The following is a 21,140-nucleotide window of genomic DNA, read 5'->3' on the forward strand; positions in this document are numbered from 1 at the left end:
GGGCGGCTGTCGCACCGGAGAGCCCGGCCGGGCCGGAGCCCACGTTGCCGCCCCCACCGAAGAAGAGACCCGCCCAGCCCTTCTTGAACACGCCCTCGGTCGGCGCCGCGCCGGTGCTCTCCGGGAGGAACGCCCGGGACAGGTCGTTCCAGGTGATCATGGGGACGATCGCGTCCACCCGACGGTCCTGGGCGGCCAGCAGCAGCGCCAACCCGCCGCCGTACGAGCCGCCGACCACGCCTACCTTCGGGTCGCCGGGGGCGTCGGTGCGCACCTCGGGCCGGGCGGCCAGCCAGTCCAGCAGCCGCTCGGCGTCGCGCACCTCGTAGTCCGGGTTGTCCAGGTGGATCTCGCCGCCGCTGCGGCCGAAACCCCGCGCGGTCCAGGTGAGCACCGCGTAGCCGCGCCCGGCGAACTCCTCCGCGTCGGAACGCACCGACTCCTTGGTCCCGCCGAACCCGTGCGCCAGCAGCACCGCCGGGACCTTCCGACCGGACGACGCGTCGTCCGGCAGGTAGAGGGTGGTGTCCAGGTCGACGGGCTGGTCACCGGACGGTCCCGAGCGGACGGTGAGCATCGCGCTCTGGGTGCGTACGCCCGATCCCTGCGGCCACACCGCCCAGGTGACGGCGACCGCCAGCAGCACGACGACCGCCGCCGCGGCGATCGCGCGGCGGCGGGTGGGCAGGGCACGCCGGAACCACGCGGCCGGCGACGGCGATCTCATGCGGCACACGGTACGGCTCGCAGGCTGAGCGTTGGCTGAGATCCGCCGTACGTCCGTCCGGTTGCCCCGATCGGTGCGCGAGCCCGGTGCGACCGCGCATCGTCCGGCGCAACCCAGCGAGTTGAGTTCGGATCCCGTGAATTCCGATCTTCCGCGGATATCCCCCTCGATCCCTTCATGTCACACCCACGAATGGGACAGAGCGTGCGCACCTCCCTGACGATCGGTGACATCGCTCGAACTGACGCAAACCTGACTCACCGGCAACCGGTCGGCCCGTGCAGGGTTCGGTTAGTTTTCCGGTCCGGTGGACGGGACCTGTCGGCGAGCCCGACACCGCGCCGATCCCCCGCCCGACGCCGGAGGAGACACACCATGACAGTCCCCGCGCCGCGGGCCCGTCGACGGACGTCCATGCTGGGCCGGTCGTTGCCGGTACTGCTCATCGTCGCGCTGCTGGCGCCGGTGGGGCTGCTCTTCGCATCCACCTGGCAGCAGACCGGCGACGATCGAAGCCTGGCCGACTCCGAGCGGCTCGGCGTGCAGTACCTGCGCGCCCTGGCCCCGCTCACCGAGGCGCTGGTGGAGGCCCAGTCCGCGGCCGTCGCCGGCCGCCCCGTCCCCGGCGAGCCGTTGAGCCGCGCGGTCGAGCAGGCCGCCGCTGTGGACGCCCGCATCGGCGGGCAACTGCGCAGCCAGGAGCGGTGGGCCGGACTACGGGCCAAGGTGGAGGCGCTGCGCGACCGCAGCCCCGCCGACCCGGAGGCCGCCTACACCGCGTACGGCGAGGTCACCGACCTGCTGCTCGCCCTGCACCGCAAGGTCCGGGAGAGCTCGGGGCTGGGCCGCGACCCGGGCGCCGACTCGTTCTTCCTGCAGGACAGCGCCGGGCAGAAGCTGCCCGAGGCGGTGGTGGCCGCCGGCCGGCTCGCCGACCTGGGCGCGCTCGCCGCCCGACGGCCGCCCGCCGAACGGCTCCGCAGCCTCATGGGGCTGACCGGCCTGCGGGTGTCCGCCCTCTCGCCGGCGGGGGACGTGGTCGACAACCTGCGCTCCGCCGTGGACAGCTCGGAGAGCACCGACCTGGGCGCCAACGTGCTGACCCCGCTGGACGCCTATCAGCGGTCGGTGGAGGCGCTGGCCCTGTACTCGACCCCGAGCGCCGCCGGCACCATCGACCAGGGTCAACTGACCGCCGCCGCGCTCAACTCACGCAACGCCGCCCGACAGCTCCAGCCGGTCATCCTCGGCGAACTGGACGCCCTGCTCACCGAGCGGGCCGACGGGCTGGCCCGGGACCGCTGGCTGGCCGGCGGGGCGGGCGTGGCAGCCGCCCTGCTGCTGGCCTGGCTCGCCGGGATGCTGATCGCCGCCGCTCGACGCGCACGTCGGCGGGCCGCCACGCCGGACGCCGGTAGCCCCGCCGCCCCGCCGCCCGCCGACCCCTGGCAACCGCCGGCCCCGACCGGCCAACCGGCCGACCCTCGGACGCTGCAACCGGTCGGCGCGGCACATGAGCCGATCCTCGCGCAGTGGGGGCCGTTCGATGCTTCTCGGTAGGCTTCGGATCCGCGGAAAGCTCGCGTTGCTCGTGGTGATCCCCCTGCTCAGCATGGTCGGCCTCGCGGTGCCCGTGGTGCTGGAGCGGGTGGCCGCCGCGCAACGCGCCGCCGACATCACCGAGCAGGTACGGCTCGCCAGCCGGGTCGGCAGCCTCGTCCAGGACCTGCAACAGGAACGCATCCTGTCGGTCGGCTTCCTCCTCGGCCGGGTCGAACGCTCCGAACTGGTCCGCAAGGCCGCCGACGTGGACGACCGGGTGGCCGACCTGCGGGCCGACGGCGGCGACGCGCTGACCGAGCGGGTCGACCACGCGCTCAACGGGGTGTCCAGCCTCATCGACCTGCGGACGGCCGTGCTCGCCCGCGCCGCGAACCCCGGTCAGGTGATGGACGCGTTCGGCCCGGTCAACAGGGGGTTGATCGAGTCGTTGCGGCTGGTCTACAGCGTGGACACCGAGACGTTGCCCGGCCGGCAGGTGCTCGCCCTGGACGGGCTGCTGCGCGCCGACGAGGGTCTGGGCGCGTGCGCCACCCTGAGCATCCTGGTCAAGGCGATCGGCAGCCCCGACACCACCGCCGGGTACGTGGCGTGCATCGCCGCCCTCCAGGTCGACAACCTGCGCTTCCGTACCCTCATCACGCCCGAGCAGCTCAAGGTGGCCCAGCTCAACGATGCCGCGGTGGCCGCGCGTACCAGCCCGGACTTCCTGATCACCAGCGCCCGGGACCCGGCCGGCGCGGTCCGCGACGTGCCGATGGACGCGCTCTTCCCGGCGGTCCGCACGATGATCCGGCTCGGCCAGTTCGTCGAGAAGAAGCTCGTCGCCGACGTTCTCGCCGAGGTGAAGGCCGACCAGCGACGGGCGCTGACCGCCGCGTACCTGGTGGGTGCCGCGGCGGCGCTGATCCTGGCGCTGGTGGTGCTGCTCAGCGCGGCTGTCGCGCGGACGGTGGCCCGACCGCTGACCCAGCTCACCCGCTCCGCCGACCGGGTCGCCCGGGTCGCCGAGGCGGAGCTGGTCCGGGTCAGCGACGACGAGACGGAACACGTCCAGTCGGTCCGGTTGGAGCCGGTGGTCATCCGGTCCAGCGACGAGATCGGTGACCTGGCCCGGGCCTTCGACCGGGTGCAGAACACCGCGGCCCAGCTCGTCGAGCGGCAGGTCGCCGGCCGGCGCAACGTGGCGCAGATGTTCGGTCACGTCGGGCGGCGTACGCAGAATCTGGTGAGCCGGCAGCTCGCGCTCATCGACCGGCTGGAGCAGCAGGAGGCCGACGCGGGTCGCCTGGAGCACCTGTACCGGCTCGACCACATCTCCAGCCGGCTGCGGCGCAACGCCGGCAGCCTGGTGGTGCTCTCCGGCTCGGCCGGCGCCGACGCGCACACCGCGCCGGTGCCGCTGGCCGACGTGGTCCGGCTGGCGCTCGGCGAGATCGAGGACTACACGCGCGTCGAGGTGCAGGTGCCGCCGGGCATCGCCGCGGCTCCGGCGGTCGTCGGTGACCTCGTCCTGGCGCTGGCCGAGCTGATGGAGAACGCGACGGTCTTCTCCCCGCCGCACACCCGGGTGCTCGTGGCCGGCGAGACCTCCGGGCGGGGCGCCCGGATCACTGTGGTGGACAACGGCATCGGCATGAATGAGCAGCGGCTGGCCGAGGAGAACGCCCGGCTCACCCGGCGCGAACGTCTCGACCTGGCGCCGACCGAGGTGCTCGGCCTCTTCGTGGTGGGCCGGCTGGCCCGCCGCCACGGCTGGGAGGTGAGCCTGGCCGCCACCGTCGGCGGCGGGGTGACCGCGCAGGTGGAGATCCCGCAGACGTCGCTTGTGGTGCGCCGCGCCGACCGGGCCGGTGCGACTGTCGCCCGTGCCGCGGTACCGGACCGGGGCCGACGGCCGGCTCTCGACTCCGGCCGCGAAGCCCGCTCCCGCACCGCCGTGGCGGCGCCCGCCGGGTTCGACACGGACCTGCTGAGCCGAGCCACCCGCAGCCTGGAGTCGGGCCAGTCCTGGGACGCGTTCGGCGCCCGGGAGCCGGCCGACACCGGCGTTCCCGCCGCCACGGCTCACGGTTCGGCCGCCGTCGCGGACAGCTCCGCAGCCGCGACCGCAACCCCGACCCCGAAGGCCGCGACCTCGAAGGCCGCGACCCCGACGACGGCGGCGGGTGCGGCCTCCGGTCCCCGGGTGCGGCAGCGGGTGCCCGGTGCCAGCCTCCCCGCCACCGCCGCGCCGGCCCGGCCGGTCGACGCCACCGGCGCCGACCCGGACGCGGCCCGCGCACTCGTCGAGGCGTTCCAGTCCGGCGTACGCCGGGCGGAGCTGAGCGTCCCGCCGGCCGGCCGCCCCGGCGGGCAGTGGTCGATGCGGACGGCCACCGAGCCGGCCACCAGCGCCGGTCACACCGTGGCGGACCCGGGCGCGACCGTCGACCTGCCCGCCACCCCCGGCGGCCTCGGGCCGACGGTGGCGGACACCGCCGGAGTCACCGGGGGCCGTCCCCGGTTGAGCCGCCGGGTGCCCGGCGCCAACCTCACGGTCTCCCCACCCTGCCAGCCGCTCAGCCAACACCTCGGAGACCCGGCCGAGGTACGCGACCTCATCACCGAGTTCGAGGCGGGCGTCGCCCGTGCTCTCCGGGAAGTCAGCCCAGACCGTCGCAACGAAGAAGGATCATCACGGTGACCAGCCCCTTCCTGCACGACAACGTCGACCACCAGAGCCAGCCCGGCGCCGTCGGGGACCTCAGTCCCGAGGCGCGCACGTTCAACTGGCTGCTGGACTCCTTCACCTCCAGCACGGCCGGGGTGCTGGAGGCGATCGCGGTCTCCTCGGACGGGCTGCTGATGGCCATGTCGGCGATCAAGGACCGCTCCAACGCGGAGCGGCTGGCCGCCGTGGTCTCCGGCATGACGAGCCTCGCCGGCGGCGCGGCCAGTTGGTACGCGCTCGGCGGCCTGAACCGGGTGATCGTCGACATGGCCGACGGGTACCTGCTGATCAGCGCGATCAGCAGTGGTTCCGTGCTCGGCGTCGTCGCCGACCGGTCGGCGAACCTGGGCACCGTCGCCTACGAGATGACGCTCTTCGCCGGTCGGGCCGGTGGCGCGCTGACCCCGCGACTGATCGTCGAACTGAAGAACGCCGTCCAGCAATGACCCCCGACGTCGCCGGCGAGGACCCGGACCCGGAGCCCGGGACCCGGATCCGCCCCTACCTGCGTACGCCGCACCCGGGTGGGGGCGGCGCGCCGGCGGCACCGGAGCCCGAGCAGGGCGGTGGCGGCCCGACAGGTCCACGACCGTTCGTGCTCACCTCCGGGCGGGTGGCCGGCGCGGACCCGGCGATCGGGCTGGAGACACAGGTGACCCTGCGCCCCGACGGCGGCCGCTGGACCGAACCACCTGTCGGCCTGCTGGCGCCGGAGCTCCAGGCGATCATCGCGCTCTGCGCCGAGCCGATCTCGGTGGCCGAACTCTCCGCCCGGACCCGGCTGCAGTTCGGCGTGACCCGGGTCCTGGTCGGCGACCTGCGGGCCGCCGGGCACCTGGACGTGCACGTCACCGACGCCAACGACGCCTTCGACCCCGACCTCATCCTGCGAGTGATTGATGGACTTCGTGCGATCTCCTGAATGGCCGGTCGTCCCGATCGGAGGACTCGCCGGCAACAGCGCCACCGCCCGCTACAGCACGGCCCCGGGGACTCCCGGAGCGGTCGGTCGTGCCACGCCGCCGCCGGCCGGGCCGCCACCGCCGTACCGGCCACCGGCCGGCACCGGACCGACCAACCGGCCCCCGGCGGCGCCACCCGTGCCGGTCAAGATCCTCGTCGCCGGCGGGTTCGGAGTGGGCAAGACCACCACGGTCGGGGCGATCTCCGAGATCGCGCCGCTGACCACCGAGGCCGAGATGACAAGCGCCGGGATCGGCGTGGACGACCCGGGCGTACGGTCGACCAAGACCACCACGACGGTGGCGATGGATTTCGGTTGCGTGACGATCGACCGCAGCCTGAAGCTCTACCTGTTCGGCACTCCTGGGCAGGCACGCTTCGGTTTCATGTGGGACGACCTGGCCCGGGGCGCGCTCGGCGCGCTGGTGGTGGTCGACAGCGCCCGGCTGGACGACTGTTTCCCGGCGATCGACTTCTTCGAGCGGGCCGGGTTGCCGTTCGTGGTCGGGGTCAACGCGTTCGACGGGCGACTGGCCCTGGAACTCGGCGAGATCCGGTGGGCGCTCGCCATCGGCGACCATGTTCCCCTGGTGCAGTTCGACGCGCGGGACCGGCTCTCGGTGCGGGACGCTCTGCTGGTCGTCCTGGACCGGGCGTTGGACCGGGCCACCCGGGACAGGAAGGCCTGAGTCGACGGGCTCCGGCCGTGGCGGGAAGGGGTGATCTGTGAGGGGCGACCTGGACGAGACGCTGGCCCGGCTGGCCCGGCGCGAGGAGGCGCTGCGCCGGCGGGTCACCGATCGGGACGACACCGCACCACCGCCCGGCCCGACCGCTGGGCCGGCCCCCGCCACGGGTGGGCGCAACGCCTGGCCCGCCCGGCACGCGGAACGAGACGGCCCCGGCGACGTCGTCGGGTGGGGTCCGGTCGAGGAGGTGGCCGAGGCGGTCCGCCAGGTCGTCGGCGCCCACCCGGGCCTGGCGGTGACCGTCCGCGTCGAGCACGACGGTCGGACGTACCCGCTGCGGGTCTCCTGGGACGGCTCGGACGTCACGGTCGGACCGGAGCCGCCGGCGGCCCCGGTGCAACCCCCGCCGTCCTGGCCGCTGTCCGGTCGGACGGTGCCCGCGTGGGCCCCTGGCCCCGACGGGTTGACCCCGGACCCGGCGGCCCGCCTGGCGGAGCTGATCCGGCGGGACCCGTCGCTGTTGGACGAGTTGGATCCTCGGCGCTGATCGCCGCGACGGGCCGACGGCGGCTACGGTCGGGCGGTGGCCCAACCCGACCTGACCCTGACGGCGAGCCTGCGGCCCGCGGCGCTGGACGCCCGACGGGGCATCGTGCGGCTGCACCCGGAGGCGCTGACCGCGCTCGGGCTGCGGCCCGGTGACCCGGTGCGGCTGGCGGGCCGCCGGGAGACCGCCGGGATCGTCGCGGCAGCCGGGGGTGGCGCGAGCAGCGCCCTGCTGTACGCCGACGACCTGACGCTTGGCAACCTGGGCCTGCGGGACGGCGCTTCGGTGCGGGTGTCGCCGCTGCCGCTGATCCCGGCGTGTCGGGTCACGCTTACCGGGCCGGTGGAGGTGGCGGCGGCGGTCAGCCCGGAGATGCTCCGGCTGGCCCTGCTCGGCAAGGTCGTGACGGCGGGCGACGACGTGTCGCTGCTGCCGCAGGACGTTCTGCCGGACGCCTCGACGCGCAGCCTCGTCGAGGCGGCCCGGCGCAGCCTCGCCACCACCGTCGGCTTCGCCTGGACGAGCACCCTGCTCACCGTGGTCGCCGTCGACCCGTCCGCCGGGTCGCTCGTCACCATGGACACGGTGGTCGCCTGGGAGCACGGCCCGGCGACCCACGGTGAGCCCGTTCCCGCCCGGCCGCCCGGTACGACAGGTGCGGCCCCGGCTACGGACGCGACGGACGACGCGCCGGACGCGCCCGACGTGGACGAGCTGCCCGGCCTGCGGGCCCAGGCCGAGGAACTGACCGAGCTGTTCGATCTCGGCTTCCACCACCGGGAGGTGCTGGGCCGGCTGGGCACCACCATCTCGCTCGGCGTGCTGCTCTCCGGGCCGGCCGGTTCCGGGAAGTCGGCGCTGGTCCGGGCCGTCGCAGCCCGGGTGGGCGCCCGTGTCCACCCGCTGTGGGCGCCCGAGGTGGCCGCGCTGACCAACCAGGCCGCCGCCGACCGGCTGCGCGCCGCGGCGACGGCGGTCCGGGAGGGCGGCCCGGCGGTGCTGCTGGTCACCGATGTGGAGGCGCTGGCCCCGGCGGACGAACCCGGCCCGCTGGCCACGGTGTTCCGACAGGTACTCGCGGAGACCGTCCGGGCCGGCGTCGCCGTGGTGTGCACCACCGGTCGACCCGAGTCGGTCGACCCGGCGCTGCGCGCACCCGACCTGTTGTCGCTGCGGATCAGCGTCCCGCTGCCCGACCCGGCCCTGCGCCGTGAGCAGCTCACCGTGCTGACCCGTCAGGTGCCGCTCGCCGACGACGTCCGGCTGGACGAGGTGGCCGGGCGTACCCCCGGGTTCGTCGCGGCGGACCTGGCCGCGCTGGTCCGGGAGGCCGGTGTACGCGCGGCGCTGCGGCAGAAGTCCGCGCGGACGCCGACGGTGTCGATGGCCGACTTCACGGCCGCCCTGGAGGTGGTCCGGCCGACGACGATGGCCGCGTCCACCCTGGAGCTGGCGTCGGTGACCCTGGACGACGTCGGCGGCCTGGCCGAGGTCAAGCAGACGCTCACCGAGTCGGTGCTGTGGCCGCTCACCTACCCGGACACGTTCGCCCGCCTCGGCGTGCAGCCACCGCGTGGCGTGCTGCTCTACGGGCCACCCGGCTGCGGCAAGACGTACCTGGTCACCGCGCTCGCCGGGTCGGGGCGGGCGAACGTGCTCTCGGTGAAGGGCGCGGAGCTGCTCTCCAAGTGGGTGGGCGAGAGCGAACGCGCGGTACGCGAGCTGTTCCGGCGGGCCCGGGAGGCCGCCCCGACGCTGATCTTCCTGGACGAGGTGGACGCGTTGGCGCCGGTACGCGGGCAGGCCACCGACGGGGGCACCACGGATCGGGTGGTCGCCGCGCTGCTCACCGAGCTGGACGGGGCGGAGACGCTGCGCAACGTGGTGGTGATCGCTGCCACCAACCGGCCGGACCTGGTCGACCCGGCGCTGCTGCGACCCGGCCGGTTGGGGCGGCTGGTCTACGTACCGCCGCCGGACGGACCGGCCCGCGCGGAGATCCTGCGGGCCGCGTCCCGGCACGTGCCGCTGGCGCCGGACGTCGACCTGGCCGCCCTCGGCGCGGAGCTGACCGGCTTCTCGGCGGCGGACTGCGCGGCGGTCGTCCGGGAGGCGGCGCTCGCGGCGATGCGGGAGTCCCTGGCCGCCGCCACCGTCACCGCCGCGCACGTGGCGGTCGCCCGGGAGCGGGTCCGCCCGTCGCTGGACCCGGCGCAGGTCGCCTGGCTCGCCGCGTACGCCGCCGGCCGGGACTGAGCACCGCACCCAACCTTTTGTCGTACCCGGTGCGTTACCAGAGCGACACGTTCCTCAGTGGAGAGATCCACTCGACGACAGGCGGTGTTCCTCTTGCGCAGGCTGCTCACTCTTCTCGTCGTCCCCCTGGTGGCGGCGGCCACCCTCACCACGGCCGGTTCGACGGCGACCGCGCACCCCACGACGCCCTTCCCGTCCCGGATCGCCCTGCCGGACGGGTACACCCCCGAGGGTCTGACGATCGGCCGGGGCACGACCGTCTACGTCGGTTCCGTCGGGAACGGCGCGGTCTGGCGAGGCGATCTCCGTACCGGGCGTGGCTCGGTGCTCATCCCCGGCGCGCCGGGCCGGGAGAAGGCCGGCCTCAAGCTCGACTCGCGGGGCCGGTTGTGGACCGCCGACTTCTCCGCCGGGGCGGCGAGCGTTCACGACGGCGAGACCGGCGCCCAGCTGGCCCACTACCAGTTCACCGACGAGCCGGGCAGCATCGTCAACGACCTCGTGATCACCGGACGCGCCGTCTACTTCACCGACTCGGCCCGTCCGGTGCTGTACGTCGTACCGCTGCTCCCGGGCGGTCGGCTGCCCGCCGCCGGTGCCGCGCGGGCCCTGCCGCTCAGCGGTCCGGCCGCGACGCCCGACGCGTTCAACAACGGGATCGTGGCGCTGCCCGACGGTGACCTGCTTGTCGCGCAGATGCTTACCGGCCGACTGGTACGCGTCGACCCGCGCACCGGCGCGAGCAGTGTCTTCGACCTCGGCGGCTACTCCGTGGACCGGGCCGACGGGCTGGTGCTGCGGGGCCACACCCTCTACGTGATCCGCAACCTGACGAACGTCGTCGCTGTCGTCGGGCTGAACGCCGGCTACACCGCCGGGGTGGTGCGGCGGGAGATCACCAGCCCGGCCCTGCGGTCGCCGGCCACCGGCGACCTGCTCGGCTCGTCGCTGTACGTGGTCAACGGCCGGTTCGACATCGAGCCCGGCCCGGACGTCGACTACGACATCGTCCGGCTCCCGGCCTGATCGCACGGTCGGCGGTGGCCCTGCCGGGTCACCGCCGACCGTCGGCGCCGGTCAGTCCGCCGAGCAGTTTCAGAGAGCCGGAGGTGTCGAATCCAGGCAGATTTCGGCGTGCACCTTTCCGCCGTCCTCGTGCAGTTTCGCGCCGCATTTTTCGAGAACTGCGACAGCGCCGACATTGTCCACAGTCGTCTCGGCGACCACGACCCGCATGCCCGCCCGGGCGGCGAGGTTGAGCAACTCCCGCAGGGCGGCCGCGCCCACTCCCTGCCCGCGCGCCGAGAGGCCGAGCCACATTCCTGTCTCCACCGTGCCGGGCTCGTCACAGCGGGTCATCCGGATCATGCCGAGCACCTCGCCGCCGACGAGGATCGCGTACATCTGGGAGCCGGTCGGGCCGTCCAGACCCGCGAAGCTCGCCCGGTGGAACTCACGGAACGCCTCCCGGCGGGCGAGCGACCAGCCGGCGGGAGCCTCGACCGGAGGCATCACCTCACCCGGCTCGGCCTCGGCAGCCGCTACGGAGAGCAACGGCTCCAGATTCCGCTCGTCCACCGGCTCCAGCCGGACCGCACCCGCCACGTGCCGCAGTCTGCCGCCCTCATCGGCCGAAGTCCACCCCATTGGACATCCACTGGCGGTCCGGCTACCGGTACCGGCCGGTCGGGCGGCCTGGGTGTTCCTCCTCACGCTCCGTTGTCATCCGGCCGGTTCAAACTCGCAGAACACGACCGAGGCGTCGTCGGTGGGCTTGTGCCGGCGCAGCCGGTCGGGATGATCGCGTTCGGCCTCCCGGACCCGGCCGAGCAGCGCGGCGGGCCCGTCGTCGCTCAGCAGGTCCAGCAGTCCCGCCCAGTCGGTCAGCCCGAACTGCTCGACAGCGCTGGACGCGCCGTCGCTGAGCAGCGCCGCCCGACGCAGGGCCGCCGGACCTCGCCGGGGCGCCGACCCGGTCACCGCGTGGAAGGCCGCGTCCGGGTCGGCCGCCGCCACCCAGTAGCCGTGGGTGCGGTTCATCCGCTCCCGTTGGACGCCCACCGCGTGCCGGAACCGCGCGACCGGGTCCGCCGTACCGGCCGGCACGGTGGCGACCGTCTGCCGCAGTTCGGCCATCGCCGTGTCCAGTCGGTCGTCGGTCACCACGCTTACCTGCCCGCCGACGTCCAGCACCAGCGGGCTGTCGCAGAGCACGAGGTAGTCCACCTGGTCGCCGCAGTCGCGCAGCAGGCAGACGGTGCTGGACGGGGTGCCCGGATGGTCGAGGTCGCACTGCCCACCGTGATCGGCGCGGACGGCGAGGATGGCCGCGGCCAGGTTGCTGGTCAGGCGGGCCGCCGGACGGACCGCCTCGGCCACACCGATCCGGGCGGCCAGGTGACGGACGTACCACTCCGGCCCGTGGACGCAACCGGTGTCGAAGCCGTCCGGCACCGTCGCGCCGTCCAGGACACCTACCAGCGGGCCGAACCGGAAGACCAGATCCTCGTTGACCGGCCGGCCCGGGGCCGGCGCGGACGCGGAGCACACCCGCATCATCGGCGCCGGCCCCGACACATCAGCGCTGCCGAAGCTCGTCGGCGGCCGCATGTGCCTGCCCCTGCACCTGACCGGCGGCCGAGCGACCCTGGTCGCGTACCGCCGACACGCCCTGCTGGGCGCTTGCCCGCACCGACTGGGCCGCCTGCTGCGCGGGTTCGCGCAGGTTGTCCTGGACCTGGTGGCCGACCTGGCTCGCCTGCTGGCGCAGGCCACCCGAGTGCTCACTCACCATGTCCTTCGCCCGGCCGGCGAGTTGCCGTTCACGCCCGCTCGGCGGGATCAGCGAGGCGGCCAGCAGACCGACGCCGAAGGCGACCAGTCCGGCGGCGAGCGGGTTGCCCTGCGCCTGCTCGCGGGACTGCTGCCCGAGCGACCGGGTCTCGTCGCGTACGGAGCCGGCGGCGTGCGACATCCGCTGACCGGCCTCCTGCCCCAGGTGGTTCGAGCTGCCCATCATCTTCTCCTTCGCTCGGGTGAGCGCGCCGCGGGCCTGCCCGACGCTGTCACCGGCGATCCGACGCGGGTTGACCTTGTCGGCCAGGGCGTCGACGTCACTGCTCAAGTCGTTGCGGGTGGTCTCGATCTCCCGCCGGATCCGATCCGGATCACTTGTCATCGTTAGCTCTCCCTACCGACTCGGTCACCGGCCCCGCAGGGCGTCCGGCAACTCCCGGGCGGTCTGCTTCGTTCGGGGCAGTACCGCACGTGCCCGCTTCAGCTGGGTCCGCGCGTTGAGGAAGAGGCCACCGGCGACGGCGGCCCAGAGGATCGCGACGATAAGCGCCGCCCACCCCTGATCCATCGCGTTGGAGAGCCCCCACCACACGGCGTACGACACGAAGAGGACGGCCAGGAATCCGGCCAGCCCGGCAGCGCCGAACATACCGCCGGCCTTGCCCGCCTGGCTGACCTCCTCGCGCAGCTCGGCCTTGGCCAGCTCGACCTCCTTGCGCACCAGGGTGGACATGTCCCTGGTCACGTCGCCGAGGAGGTCGCCCACCGATGCCTGGGTCCGCTCCTTCTCCGGGGCGCTCACGGTGCCACCCCGCCGGGCAGGTCCGGCTGCGGCCGACCGGCGGGCGAGACGTTCTGCGCCCGCGCCGACCCCACGTACGGCTGCTGCTGACCGGTTTCCGGCGGTGCGCCCTGCGGGGCGGCCGGCTGGGCACTCGGCGTGCTTTCGCTCCCGCCATTGCCGGACGCTGACCCGGTCAGGCCACGGGTGAGCCGTCCGACCAGCAGCCCGGCCACTGCCGCGCCGGCCAGGAAGGTCCCCGGGTGACGCCGCGCGTACGTGCGCACATCGTCGAGCACCTCGCCGGGTTCGCGCTGGTCGAGCCAGCCGGCGGCCTGCTGGGCGGCGTCGGCCGCCCGGCGTACCGCCTGACCGGCCAGGCCGGAATCGCCGTCCCGCTCGGCCATCGATCCCAGTTCACGACCGATGTCGCGCAGGCTGTCGGCGGCCCGCCGCTGCTGCGTCTGCGCCTGTTCCCGAAGCTGTCCACCGGCTTGGCCGGTCAACTGCCGGGCCTGTCTGCGCGCCTCGGCAGCCACCTGCCCGCCCTGCTCGGCGGCGGTGTGGGCGACCTGCCCACCGGCCTGGGTGGCCTGGTGGCCGACCCGGGAAGCCTCCTGCCGGGCCTGCTGCTGCCCGCTGCCGCTCGGTGTACCGCTCTGATTCGTTGCCGTCATGCCCCGCTCCCCTCCTGGGTACTCGGTCGCCTGGCGACCCCGGAACTTCCCTCGCCTACCCGTCGCCCCGGTCGACATGCGAACCCGGGCAGCGGGGGGACTTCGGAAAGACTTCCGAAAGAGGGCCAACCGAGAGTTACCAGAGGAGCACGACAGGTAACGTGAACAGCGGTCATCTCGGGAATCTCCGGACGACCGGGCGCGGCGGGTGCGGAGTTCCGGCAGATCGCGGGCCCGACGTCCCGAACGCGCAGAACCGTCCACGGCGTCAGGGGGATCGCGTGTTGAAGCGGTTGCACGAATCAGGGCTCAAGGCGGAGCACATGTACATGGCCGGCTTCGCCAGCATCGGTCTCTCGTTCGCCAGCTGGTTCCTCTCCAGGCACCTGGAGAAGGCCGGTGTGGCGCGGGCCGACCGGTGGGGCATCTTCATCGGCGAGTGGGCCCCGACGTTCTTCGCCATCGGCAACGGCCTGCAGGCGTACGAGAAGAGGTAGGGCCGGCGACGGTCAGCGGCGACGGTTGCGGGCTCGCGAGGAGCGCAGCCGGCGGAGCCGGCCGATCAGCACGGGATCGGCGGCGAGCGCGGCCGGATTGTCCAGCAGCCCGTTGAGCAGTTGGTAGTAGCGGGTCGAGGAGACACCGAAGGTGTCCCGGACGGCCTGCTCCTTGGCGCCGGCGTGCCGCCACCACTGCTGCTCGAAGGCGAGGATGGCCCGTTCGCGCGTGGTCAGGCCGGCCGCCGGCACGGCCGGCTCGGCGACTGTCTCGTCGGCCGGCTCGGCGTCGTCCCGCCCGTCGTCGTCCCGCTCGCCGTCGGTGCTCTCGACGGGCGGCGCCGGTCGGGGGGTCGGGACGCTCGGCACGCCACCGCCGGCCAGCTCGCCCGGACGAGCGTCGGTGGACGGCTCGGGAGCGGTGGGGGTGGCGTCGGCGGGCATGGCGTTCAGCCTAGCCAGGGCCGACCACTGTCGCAGTAGCCGGCACGGCCGGCTCCGCACGTCGGAAGATCCGACGGTCGGGCCGGCCGTGCCGCTGTCGTCGTACGTCAGGTGATGTCTCGCCGCCGCATGCTCCAGACCGCGGCACCGAGGATCACGACCGTCCCGACCACGAGCAGCACCGAGGACTGCTGCCAGGTGATGTCCAGGGTCGGTGGGTTGCACTCCCCGCTGTAGTTGAAGTTGCAGGAGTCGTAGTCCTGCAGGGTCACCTTCTTGGTCATCCAGGCCAGCAGGTAGGTGGGGAGCAGCCACGCCTCGGCCCACTGCACGCTTGCCATCTCCAGCAGGATGCCCAGGCCGAACTGGAAGACCACCATCACCGCGACCACGCCGCCGAGGGCCATCGCGGTGTGTCGGCCCAGGGAGGCCAGCGCGAACCCGATGGTGGTGAGCACGAGCACCAGCGCCACGCCGCGCAGCCCGGTCAGCGCGAACGACTGCCAGACGCCCGAGGTCACCTTCTCGGTGCTGCCCCGGAAGCTGGCCACCGCCCAGAACCCGGCGAACCAGAGCACCGCGGCGGGCAGCGTCACCGCCAGGATGCCGGTGAGCAGCGCGGCCAGCTTGGTGAACAGCACGGTGAGCCGCTTCGGTCGCCAGAGCAGCAGGTTCATCATGCCGCCGGTGCTCCACTCGGCGCCGACGAAGGACGCGCCGACGATGAACCCGACCAGGGCGAGGATCGCCGCGAACGGGATGAGCGTCGCGTCGAACGTCTCGCGGAAGTTGAACGTCGAGGGCAGGAACCACTTCGCGTCGATCTGCTCCCGCGACGGGGGCGAGATCACCGAGCAGTCGTCGGGGTAGCGGCCGTCGTTCGGCGTACCGGCCGCCTTGGCCTGCTCGCAGTTGACCCGTTCCTGCTCGGCCCAGCGCACCTGTTCCTGGTACTGCTGGTCGGCCTGGCGCTCGGCCTTGGCGAGCTGACCGGCGTCGATCTTCTGGTTGGTGAAGAACACACCGACCACCACCGCGGCCAGCACCAGCAGGCCGAGCAGCGTCATGTAGCGGCTGAAGCGCCGCTTGGTCAGTCGGCGAAACTCAGTCCGAAAGAGGCTCACGCGCCCCACCCTCCTCCGGTGGCGCCGGGCTGACCCGTCCCACCGACCTTCATGGACTCGTCGACCTGGCGGGCCTGGCCGGGGACCGGCGCAGTGGCGGTCAGTTCGAGGAAGACGCTCTCCAGGTCGACCGCGATCGGGGCCAGCTCGCTGACGTACAGGTTCTGCTCGGCGAGCAGCCGGGTCACCGTGGCCGGCTTGTCGACGCCGGTAAGCATCAGGTGGTCCGGATGCCCGGCGACCCGGACCCCGGCCCGGGTGAGGGCCTCGGTTGCCGCCGGCAGGTCGCTGACCGCCTCCAGGCGGACCCGGACGGCGCCGGACGAGTGCTGGGCGAGCACCTCGTCGACCGGGCCGAAGGCGACCCGACGGCCGAGCGAGATGATCGTGACCGAGTCGCAGATCAGCTGGATCTCACCGAGGATGTGGCTGGACAGCAGCACGGTCATCCCGGATTCGGCGAGCGTCCGCATCAGCGTCCGCATCTCCCGGATGCCGCCCGGGTCGAGGCCGTTGGCCGGCTCGTCGAGGATGAGCAGCTTCGGGTTCTTCAACAGGGCGGACGCGACGGCGAGCCGCTGCTTCATGCCCAGCGAGTACGTCTTGACACGCTCGCCGGCCCGGTCGCGCAGCCCGACCAGTTCCAGCACCTCGTCGACGCGCGTGGCGGGCACCTCGCCGGCCCCGGCCAGCAGGGACAGCGTGTCCCGTGCCGAGAAGTGCGGGAAGAACTGCGGGCTCTCCACGATCGCGCCGACCTGGCCGGCGACGGTGGGCAGCGCTGCGGGAACCTCGTGCCCGAGCAGGGTCATCCGGCCGCCGTCGGGCCGGATCAGGCCGAGCAGCGTACGCAGCGTGGTGGTCTTGCCGGACCCGTTGGGACCCAGGAAGCCGTGCACCTGCCCCGCGTCGACCCGCATGTCGAAGCCGTCGAGCGCATTGCGGGTGCCGCGTCGACGACTCTTGTACGTCTTACGTAGACCTTCGATCTCCAGGACAGCTGGCAAGCTGCACCTCCCCCGATGGTGGGCGTGACAGCCGACACCATACGCGGTATGCAGCGCCGCGCAATACCGGGTATGCATCGACACGCGGGTCGATGCGTTTCATCGACGGAGCGTGACGACTCAGGCGCAGACGACCTGCACGCCTGCCGCCCGGAAGGCGTCCACCACCTCCGGGTCGGCCCCGGAATCGGTAACAAGCGTCTCGACGCGCTCGACCGGGCAGATCCGGGCGAAGGCGTGACCGCCCAACTTGGACGAGTCCGCGATGATGACGACGCGCTTGGCACGGGCCACCATCAGGTTGTTCATGGCCGCCTCGCCCTCGTGGTGGGCGGCGGCGCCGAGCTGCGGGTCGATCGCGTCCACGCCGAGCAACGCGACGTCCAGGGTGACCTCACGCAGCAGCGCGCCGCCCAGCGGGCCGACCAGCTCGAACGACTTCGGGCGCACCACCCCGCCGGCCACCACCACCTTCATCCGGGACCGGACGAGCAGCTCGTTGGCGATGTTCAGCGCGTTGGTCACCACGGTGAGCTGGGCGCCCTCGGCGCTGGTGTTCAGGTCCGGTCGGACGGCGAGGGCCCGGGCCACCTCCGTGCTGGTGGTGCCACCGTTCAGGCCGACCACGGTGCCCGGCGTGACGAGCGCCGCGGCGGCCGCCCCGATCCGCTGCTTCTCGGCCGAGTGCTTGGCCGTCTTGTAGCGCAGCGGCAGGTCGTACGAGACGCCGTTGGCGACCGCGCCACCCCGGGTCCTGGTGATCATCTGCTGCTGGGCGAGCTGGTCGAAGTCGCGCCGGATGGTGGCCTGGGAGACGTCCAGCCGCTCGGCGGCCGCCTCGACGCTGACCCGGCCGTTGTCGGTGAGCATCTCCAGCAGGGCGTTCCATCTGGCGTACCGGTCCACCTCGGGGGTCCTCCCAGTAACTGCACGCTCGGTGATTGATTGCGTGCACACTAGTGCGCGAAACTAGCCTGGCGCAAAAGGCTGTTCTGCGCGATCGGCCGGTCGGTTGCCACGGCCACCCCGCTTCGCGCAGAATAACGCGCGAAATACGGGTGTAACGCGCCGTATTGCGCAGACAGGTCGGCCCGGCGAGGAGTTCCCATGGCGTACGTGGACGCGGAGATCGCGAGCCAGCCCGACTGCTGGCGGGAGGCCGCCGAGCTGTCCGCCTTCGTACGCGACGACCTCCCGCGCCCCGGCGAGCGGGTCGCCGTCGTCGGTTGCGGCACGTCGTGGTTCATGGCGATGGCGTACGCCGCCCGCCGCGAACAGGCCGGCCAGGGCGAGACCGACGCGTTCCAGGCGTCCGAGTTCCCCGCCGGCCGCCGCTACGACCGGCTGATCGCGATCACCCGCTCCGGCACCACCACCGAGGTGCTGGAGCTGCTCGCCGCGCTGCGCGGTCGTACGCCCACCACAGTCATCGTGGGCGACCCGGCGTCCCCGGCGGTCGAGCTGGCCGGCGCCACCGTGGCCCTGCCCTTCGCCGACGAGCGGTCGGTGGTGCAGACCCGCTTCGCGACGACCGCGCTGGCCCTGCTCCGGGCACACCTCGGCGACCCGGTGACCGCGCTCGCCGCCGACGCCGAGGTGGCGGTGCGCTCACCGCTGCCGATCGACCCGGCCACCATCGGGCAGGCCACCTTCCTCGGTCGTGGCTGGACGGTCGGCCTCGCCCAGGAGGCCGCACTGAAGTGCCGTGAGGCGGCCACCTTCTGGGCCGAGGCGTACCCGGCGATGGACTACCGGCACGGCCCCATCTCGATCGCCGCACCCGGCCGGCTGGTCTGGGCGTTCGGCGAGCTGCCCGAGGGGCTGCCCGAGGACGTGGCCGCCACCGGCGCCGCCTTCGTGCACAGCCGTACGCACGGCTGGCGCACGGTGCTCGGCAGCTGGTCCGCCGGTCGCACCCCGGTCGACCCGATGGCCGACCTGATCCTGGCCCAGCGCTTCGCGGTCGCACTGGCGACCAGCCGGGGCCTCGACCCGGACGCGCCCCGACACCTCAGCCGGTCCGTGGTGCTGGCGTGAGCGACCGGGTGGTCGTGGCGCTGGACGTCGGCGGCACCGGCATGAAGTGCGCCCTGGTCCGGCCGGACGGCGTCGCCGTACGCACCGAACGGCACCCCACCGACGCCGCGCGCGGCCCGGCAGCCGTGGTCGACACCATTCTCGACGTGGCACAGGGGCTGATCGCCAAGGCCCGCGCCGACGGTCTCACCCCCGTCGCGATCGGCATCGCCGTCCCCGGGGTGGTGGACGAGGCGCGCGGGGTCGCGGTCTGGTCGGCGAACGTGGGCTTCCGGGACGTACCGCTGCGGGACCTGGCGGTGACGCGGCTCGGGCTGCCCACCGCGCTCGGCCACGACGTGCGCGTCGGTGGTCTCGCCGAGGCCCGGCTCGGCGCCGGACGCGGCGCCGACCACGTGCTCTTCGTGGCGATCGGCACCGGCATCGCCGCCGCGCACGTCGTCGACGGCGTGGCCGGCGTCGGCGCGCACGGCGCTGCCGGGGAGATCGGCCACATCATGGTGCGTCCCGACGGCCCGCGCTGCGGCTGCGGACGACCCGGTTGCCTGGAGGCGGTCGCCTCCGCCGCCGCGATCGGCCGCCGCTACGGCGAGCTCGCCGGCGACGGGCGGGGGGACGCCGCGTCCTCGGCCCAGGGCCCGGAGCAGAGCCCCGGTGCTGCCGTGACGGCAGCCGTGGTGGCCGAGCGGGCCGCCGCCGGTGAACCCCTCGCCGTCCAGGTCTGGCAGGAGGCGGTCGACGCCCTCGCCGACGGCCTGGCGACCGGGCAGGCGCTGTTCGACGTGTCGACGATCGTGCTCGGCGGTGGCCTGGCCCAGGCAGGCGACGGGCTGCTCGGCCCGCTGCGGGCGGCGCTGCACGAGCGGATGACCTTCCACCGGGAGCCGCGGCTGGTAGCGGCGGCCCTCGGTGACGAGGCGGGCTGCCTCGGCGCCGCCCTGCTCGCGCTGGACGCCGCGGGCGTCCGTGCCACGGACGCCGCCCGCGTCCCCGACCATCAGGAGGAGCGATGACCGTACGGGTGAACGGCCGAGTGGTGACCCCGACGGGTGTCATCCGGCAGGGCTGCGTCGAGTGGGACGGCGACCGGATCACCGCCGTGGCCGAATATCCGTCGGTCCGCGACGGACACTGGATCCTCCCGGGCTTCGTCGACATGCACACCCACGGCGGCGGCGGGCACACCTTCACCACCGGCGACGCCGACCAGGCCCGTGCGGCGGCCGGCTTCCACCTGGGGCACGGCACCACCACGCTGCTGGCCAGTCTGGTCAGTGCGCCCTTTCCGGTGATGCGCTCGGCCACCGAGGCGTTCGCGCCGCTGGTCGAGGAGGGCGTGCTGGCGGGCGTCCACTTCGAGGGCCCCTACCTCTCCGCCGCCCGCTGCGGCGCGCAGAACCCGGAGTACCTGCGCGACCCGTCCACTGACGAGCTGACCGAGCTGATCGAGCTGGGTCGGGGCGCGATCCGCATGGTCACCCTCGCCCCGGAACGCGACGGCGCGCTGGAGGCGATCAAGCTGCTCACCAGCCACCGCGTGGTGGCGGCCGTGGGCCACACCGACGCCACCTACGAGCAGACCCGCGCCGCGATCGCGGCCGGCGCGAGCGTGGGTACGCACCTGTTCAACGGCATGCGGCCCGTGCACCACCGCGAGCCCGGCCCGGTGGTGGCCCTGCTCGACGCGCCCACCGTGATCTGCGAACTGGTCGCCGACGGGGTGCACCTGCACAACGGCATCCTGACCTTCACCACCGCGACCGCCGGCCCCGACCGGGCCGCGCTGATCACCGACGCGATGGCCGCCGCCGGGATGGCCGACGGTGAGTACGAGTTGGGCGGCCAGGCCGTCACGGTGACCGACGGCGTGGCCCGCCTCGCCCGCGACGGCGCGATCGCCGGCAGCACGCTGACAATGGACGCGGCGCTGCGGCACGCCGTGGACGCCGGGATTCCGATTGCCGACGCCGCCCGGATGGTGGCAACCACCCCGGCCCGCGCCATCGGCCTGGGCGACCGGGTCGGCGCCCTCCAGGTCGGCCTCCGCGCCGACCTGGTCGTGCTCGACGACGACCTCAACGTGGTGCGGGTGCTGCGCGGAGGCTCCTGGGTGGAGTGACCGGGCGCGGTGGCCAGGCGCGGTGGCCAGGCGCGGTGGCCAGGCGCGGTGGCCAGGCGCGGTGGCCAGGCGCGGTGGCTAGGGGCGGTGGCTAGGGGCGGGTGGCCGGGCGGTGACCGTTACCCGTCGCTACCCCGGTCCGACCCGGACTTCGCTGGCCCTTTGGAGCTGATTAGCTCAACGACATCGGCGCGGCCCAGAGG

At 73.7% G+C, this 21,140-nt stretch carries 22 protein-coding genes; 12 read left to right on the forward strand and 10 right to left on the reverse strand.

The genetic code is table 11. The annotated features are described in order from the left end of the window. Nucleotides 1–727, reverse strand: a 727-nt coding sequence (locus tag MILUP08_RS37040) for an alpha/beta hydrolase (RefSeq protein WP_039907019.1), incomplete at its 3' end; no start/stop codon positions are given. A gap of 375 nt (nucleotides 728–1,102) precedes the next feature. Here MILUP08_RS37040 and MILUP08_RS32270 point away from each other — a divergent pair. From MILUP08_RS32270 to MILUP08_RS32305, 8 genes are all read left to right on the forward strand, one after another. Next, nucleotides 1,103–2,287 (forward strand): hypothetical protein, encoded by a 1,185-nt coding sequence (locus MILUP08_RS32270; protein ID WP_007465859.1) that lies wholly within the window; start codon nucleotides 1,103–1,105, stop codon nucleotides 2,285–2,287. Beyond that, nucleotides 2,274–4,973 carry a nitrate- and nitrite sensing domain-containing protein gene (locus MILUP08_RS32275; protein WP_007465861.1) on the forward strand — a complete coding sequence of 900 codons (2,700 nt, stop codon included), beginning with the start codon at nucleotides 2,274–2,276 and terminating at the stop codon, nucleotides 4,971–4,973. Before MILUP08_RS32270 ends, MILUP08_RS32275 begins: the two co-directional genes overlap by 14 nt. Next, nucleotides 4,970–5,446 (forward strand): roadblock/LC7 domain-containing protein, encoded by a 477-nt coding sequence (locus MILUP08_RS32280; RefSeq protein WP_007465863.1) that lies wholly within the window; start codon nucleotides 4,970–4,972, stop codon nucleotides 5,444–5,446. The genes MILUP08_RS32275 and MILUP08_RS32280 overlap by 4 nt, the downstream gene beginning before the upstream one ends. After that, nucleotides 5,443–5,922: a DUF742 domain-containing protein gene (locus MILUP08_RS32285; protein ID WP_007465864.1), complete on the forward strand. Its 480-nt coding sequence runs from the start codon at nucleotides 5,443–5,445 to the stop codon at nucleotides 5,920–5,922. The genes MILUP08_RS32280 and MILUP08_RS32285 overlap by 4 nt, the downstream gene beginning before the upstream one ends. Beyond that, nucleotides 5,900–6,652: a GTP-binding protein gene (locus MILUP08_RS32290; protein WP_007465866.1), complete on the forward strand. Its 753-nt coding sequence runs from the start codon at nucleotides 5,900–5,902 to the stop codon at nucleotides 6,650–6,652. Before MILUP08_RS32285 ends, MILUP08_RS32290 begins: the two co-directional genes overlap by 23 nt. Before the next feature lie 37 nt (nucleotides 6,653–6,689). After that, nucleotides 6,690–7,199: a hypothetical protein gene (locus tag MILUP08_RS32295; RefSeq protein ID WP_007465868.1), complete on the forward strand. Its 510-nt coding sequence runs from the start codon at nucleotides 6,690–6,692 to the stop codon at nucleotides 7,197–7,199. Between the two features lie 36 nt (nucleotides 7,200–7,235). Beyond that, entirely contained in the window at nucleotides 7,236–9,455 is a 2,220-nt protein-coding gene (locus MILUP08_RS32300) for an AAA family ATPase (protein ID WP_007465870.1), read from the forward strand. Between the two features lie 84 nt (nucleotides 9,456–9,539). Continuing rightward, nucleotides 9,540–10,481 (forward strand): SMP-30/gluconolactonase/LRE family protein, encoded by a 942-nt coding sequence (locus MILUP08_RS32305; RefSeq protein ID WP_007465872.1) that lies wholly within the window; start codon nucleotides 9,540–9,542, stop codon nucleotides 10,479–10,481. Between the two features lie 69 nt (nucleotides 10,482–10,550). Here the strand turns inward: MILUP08_RS32305 and MILUP08_RS32310 are convergent, their stop codons facing one another. From MILUP08_RS32310 to MILUP08_RS32330, 5 genes are all read right to left on the reverse strand, one after another. Further along, nucleotides 10,551–11,060 carry a GNAT family N-acetyltransferase gene (locus tag MILUP08_RS32310; RefSeq protein ID WP_039909096.1) on the reverse strand — a complete coding sequence of 170 codons (510 nt, stop codon included), beginning with the start codon at nucleotides 11,058–11,060 and terminating at the stop codon, nucleotides 10,551–10,553. Between the two features lie 117 nt (nucleotides 11,061–11,177). Continuing rightward, on the reverse strand, nucleotides 11,178–12,065 hold the full coding sequence (locus MILUP08_RS32315; protein ID WP_007465876.1) for a hypothetical protein: 888 nt from the start codon (nucleotides 12,063–12,065) through the stop codon (nucleotides 11,178–11,180). Beyond that, nucleotides 12,034–12,633 (reverse strand): DUF3618 domain-containing protein, encoded by a 600-nt coding sequence (locus MILUP08_RS32320; protein ID WP_007465879.1) that lies wholly within the window; start codon nucleotides 12,631–12,633, stop codon nucleotides 12,034–12,036. Before MILUP08_RS32320 ends, MILUP08_RS32315 begins: the two co-directional genes overlap by 32 nt. A 24-nt stretch (nucleotides 12,634–12,657) precedes the next feature. Then, nucleotides 12,658–13,053: a phage holin family protein gene (locus MILUP08_RS32325; protein WP_007465881.1), complete on the reverse strand. Its 396-nt coding sequence runs from the start codon at nucleotides 13,051–13,053 to the stop codon at nucleotides 12,658–12,660. Next, nucleotides 13,050–13,709 (reverse strand): hypothetical protein, encoded by a 660-nt coding sequence (locus tag MILUP08_RS32330; RefSeq protein ID WP_007465883.1) that lies wholly within the window; start codon nucleotides 13,707–13,709, stop codon nucleotides 13,050–13,052. The genes MILUP08_RS32325 and MILUP08_RS32330 overlap by 4 nt, the downstream gene beginning before the upstream one ends. 281 nt (nucleotides 13,710–13,990) lie before the next feature. Here MILUP08_RS32330 and MILUP08_RS32335 point away from each other — a divergent pair, with 281 nt between their 5' ends. Then, nucleotides 13,991–14,206 (forward strand): hypothetical protein, encoded by a 216-nt coding sequence (locus MILUP08_RS32335; protein WP_007465888.1) that lies wholly within the window; start codon nucleotides 13,991–13,993, stop codon nucleotides 14,204–14,206. Nucleotides 14,207–14,218: 12 nt separating this feature from the next. Here MILUP08_RS32335 and MILUP08_RS32340 read toward each other — a convergent pair whose 3' ends face one another. From MILUP08_RS32340 to MILUP08_RS32355, 4 genes are all read right to left on the reverse strand, one after another. Further along, entirely contained in the window at nucleotides 14,219–14,650 is a 432-nt protein-coding gene (locus MILUP08_RS32340) for a DUF3263 domain-containing protein (protein ID WP_007465890.1), read from the reverse strand. 107 nt (nucleotides 14,651–14,757) lie between these two features. Next, the gene (locus MILUP08_RS32345) at nucleotides 14,758–15,774 is read right to left on the reverse strand and encodes an ABC transporter permease subunit (protein WP_007465892.1); all 1,017 of its coding nucleotides are present in this window, start codon (nucleotides 15,772–15,774) and stop codon (nucleotides 14,758–14,760) included. Beyond that, nucleotides 15,771–16,781: an ATP-binding cassette domain-containing protein gene (locus MILUP08_RS32350; protein WP_007465894.1), complete on the reverse strand. Its 1,011-nt coding sequence runs from the start codon at nucleotides 16,779–16,781 to the stop codon at nucleotides 15,771–15,773. The genes MILUP08_RS32345 and MILUP08_RS32350 overlap by 4 nt, the downstream gene beginning before the upstream one ends. A gap of 120 nt (nucleotides 16,782–16,901) precedes the next feature. After that, nucleotides 16,902–17,687: a DeoR/GlpR family DNA-binding transcription regulator gene (locus MILUP08_RS32355; RefSeq protein ID WP_007465896.1), complete on the reverse strand. Its 786-nt coding sequence runs from the start codon at nucleotides 17,685–17,687 to the stop codon at nucleotides 16,902–16,904. A 201-nt stretch (nucleotides 17,688–17,888) separates the two neighbouring features. Between MILUP08_RS32355 and MILUP08_RS32360 the strand changes: the two genes are divergently transcribed. From MILUP08_RS32360 to nagA, 3 genes are read left to right on the forward strand one after another with little or no spacing between them, the layout of a single operon-like run. Next, on the forward strand, nucleotides 17,889–18,818 hold the full coding sequence (locus tag MILUP08_RS32360; RefSeq protein WP_007465898.1) for an SIS domain-containing protein: 930 nt from the start codon (nucleotides 17,889–17,891) through the stop codon (nucleotides 18,816–18,818). Next, on the forward strand, nucleotides 18,815–19,831 hold the full coding sequence (locus tag MILUP08_RS32365) for an ROK family protein (RefSeq protein ID WP_007465900.1): 1,017 nt from the start codon (nucleotides 18,815–18,817) through the stop codon (nucleotides 19,829–19,831). The genes MILUP08_RS32360 and MILUP08_RS32365 overlap by 4 nt, the downstream gene beginning before the upstream one ends. Then, entirely contained in the window at nucleotides 19,828–20,937 is a 1,110-nt protein-coding gene (gene nagA / locus MILUP08_RS32370) for an N-acetylglucosamine-6-phosphate deacetylase (RefSeq protein WP_007465902.1), read from the forward strand. The genes MILUP08_RS32365 and nagA overlap by 4 nt, the downstream gene beginning before the upstream one ends. The last annotated feature ends 203 nt before the right edge of the window (nucleotides 20,938–21,140 follow it).

The organism is Micromonospora lupini str. Lupac 08 (genome assembly GCF_000297395.2).
Classification (GTDB): domain Bacteria; phylum Actinomycetota; class Actinomycetes; order Mycobacteriales; family Micromonosporaceae; genus Micromonospora; species Micromonospora lupini.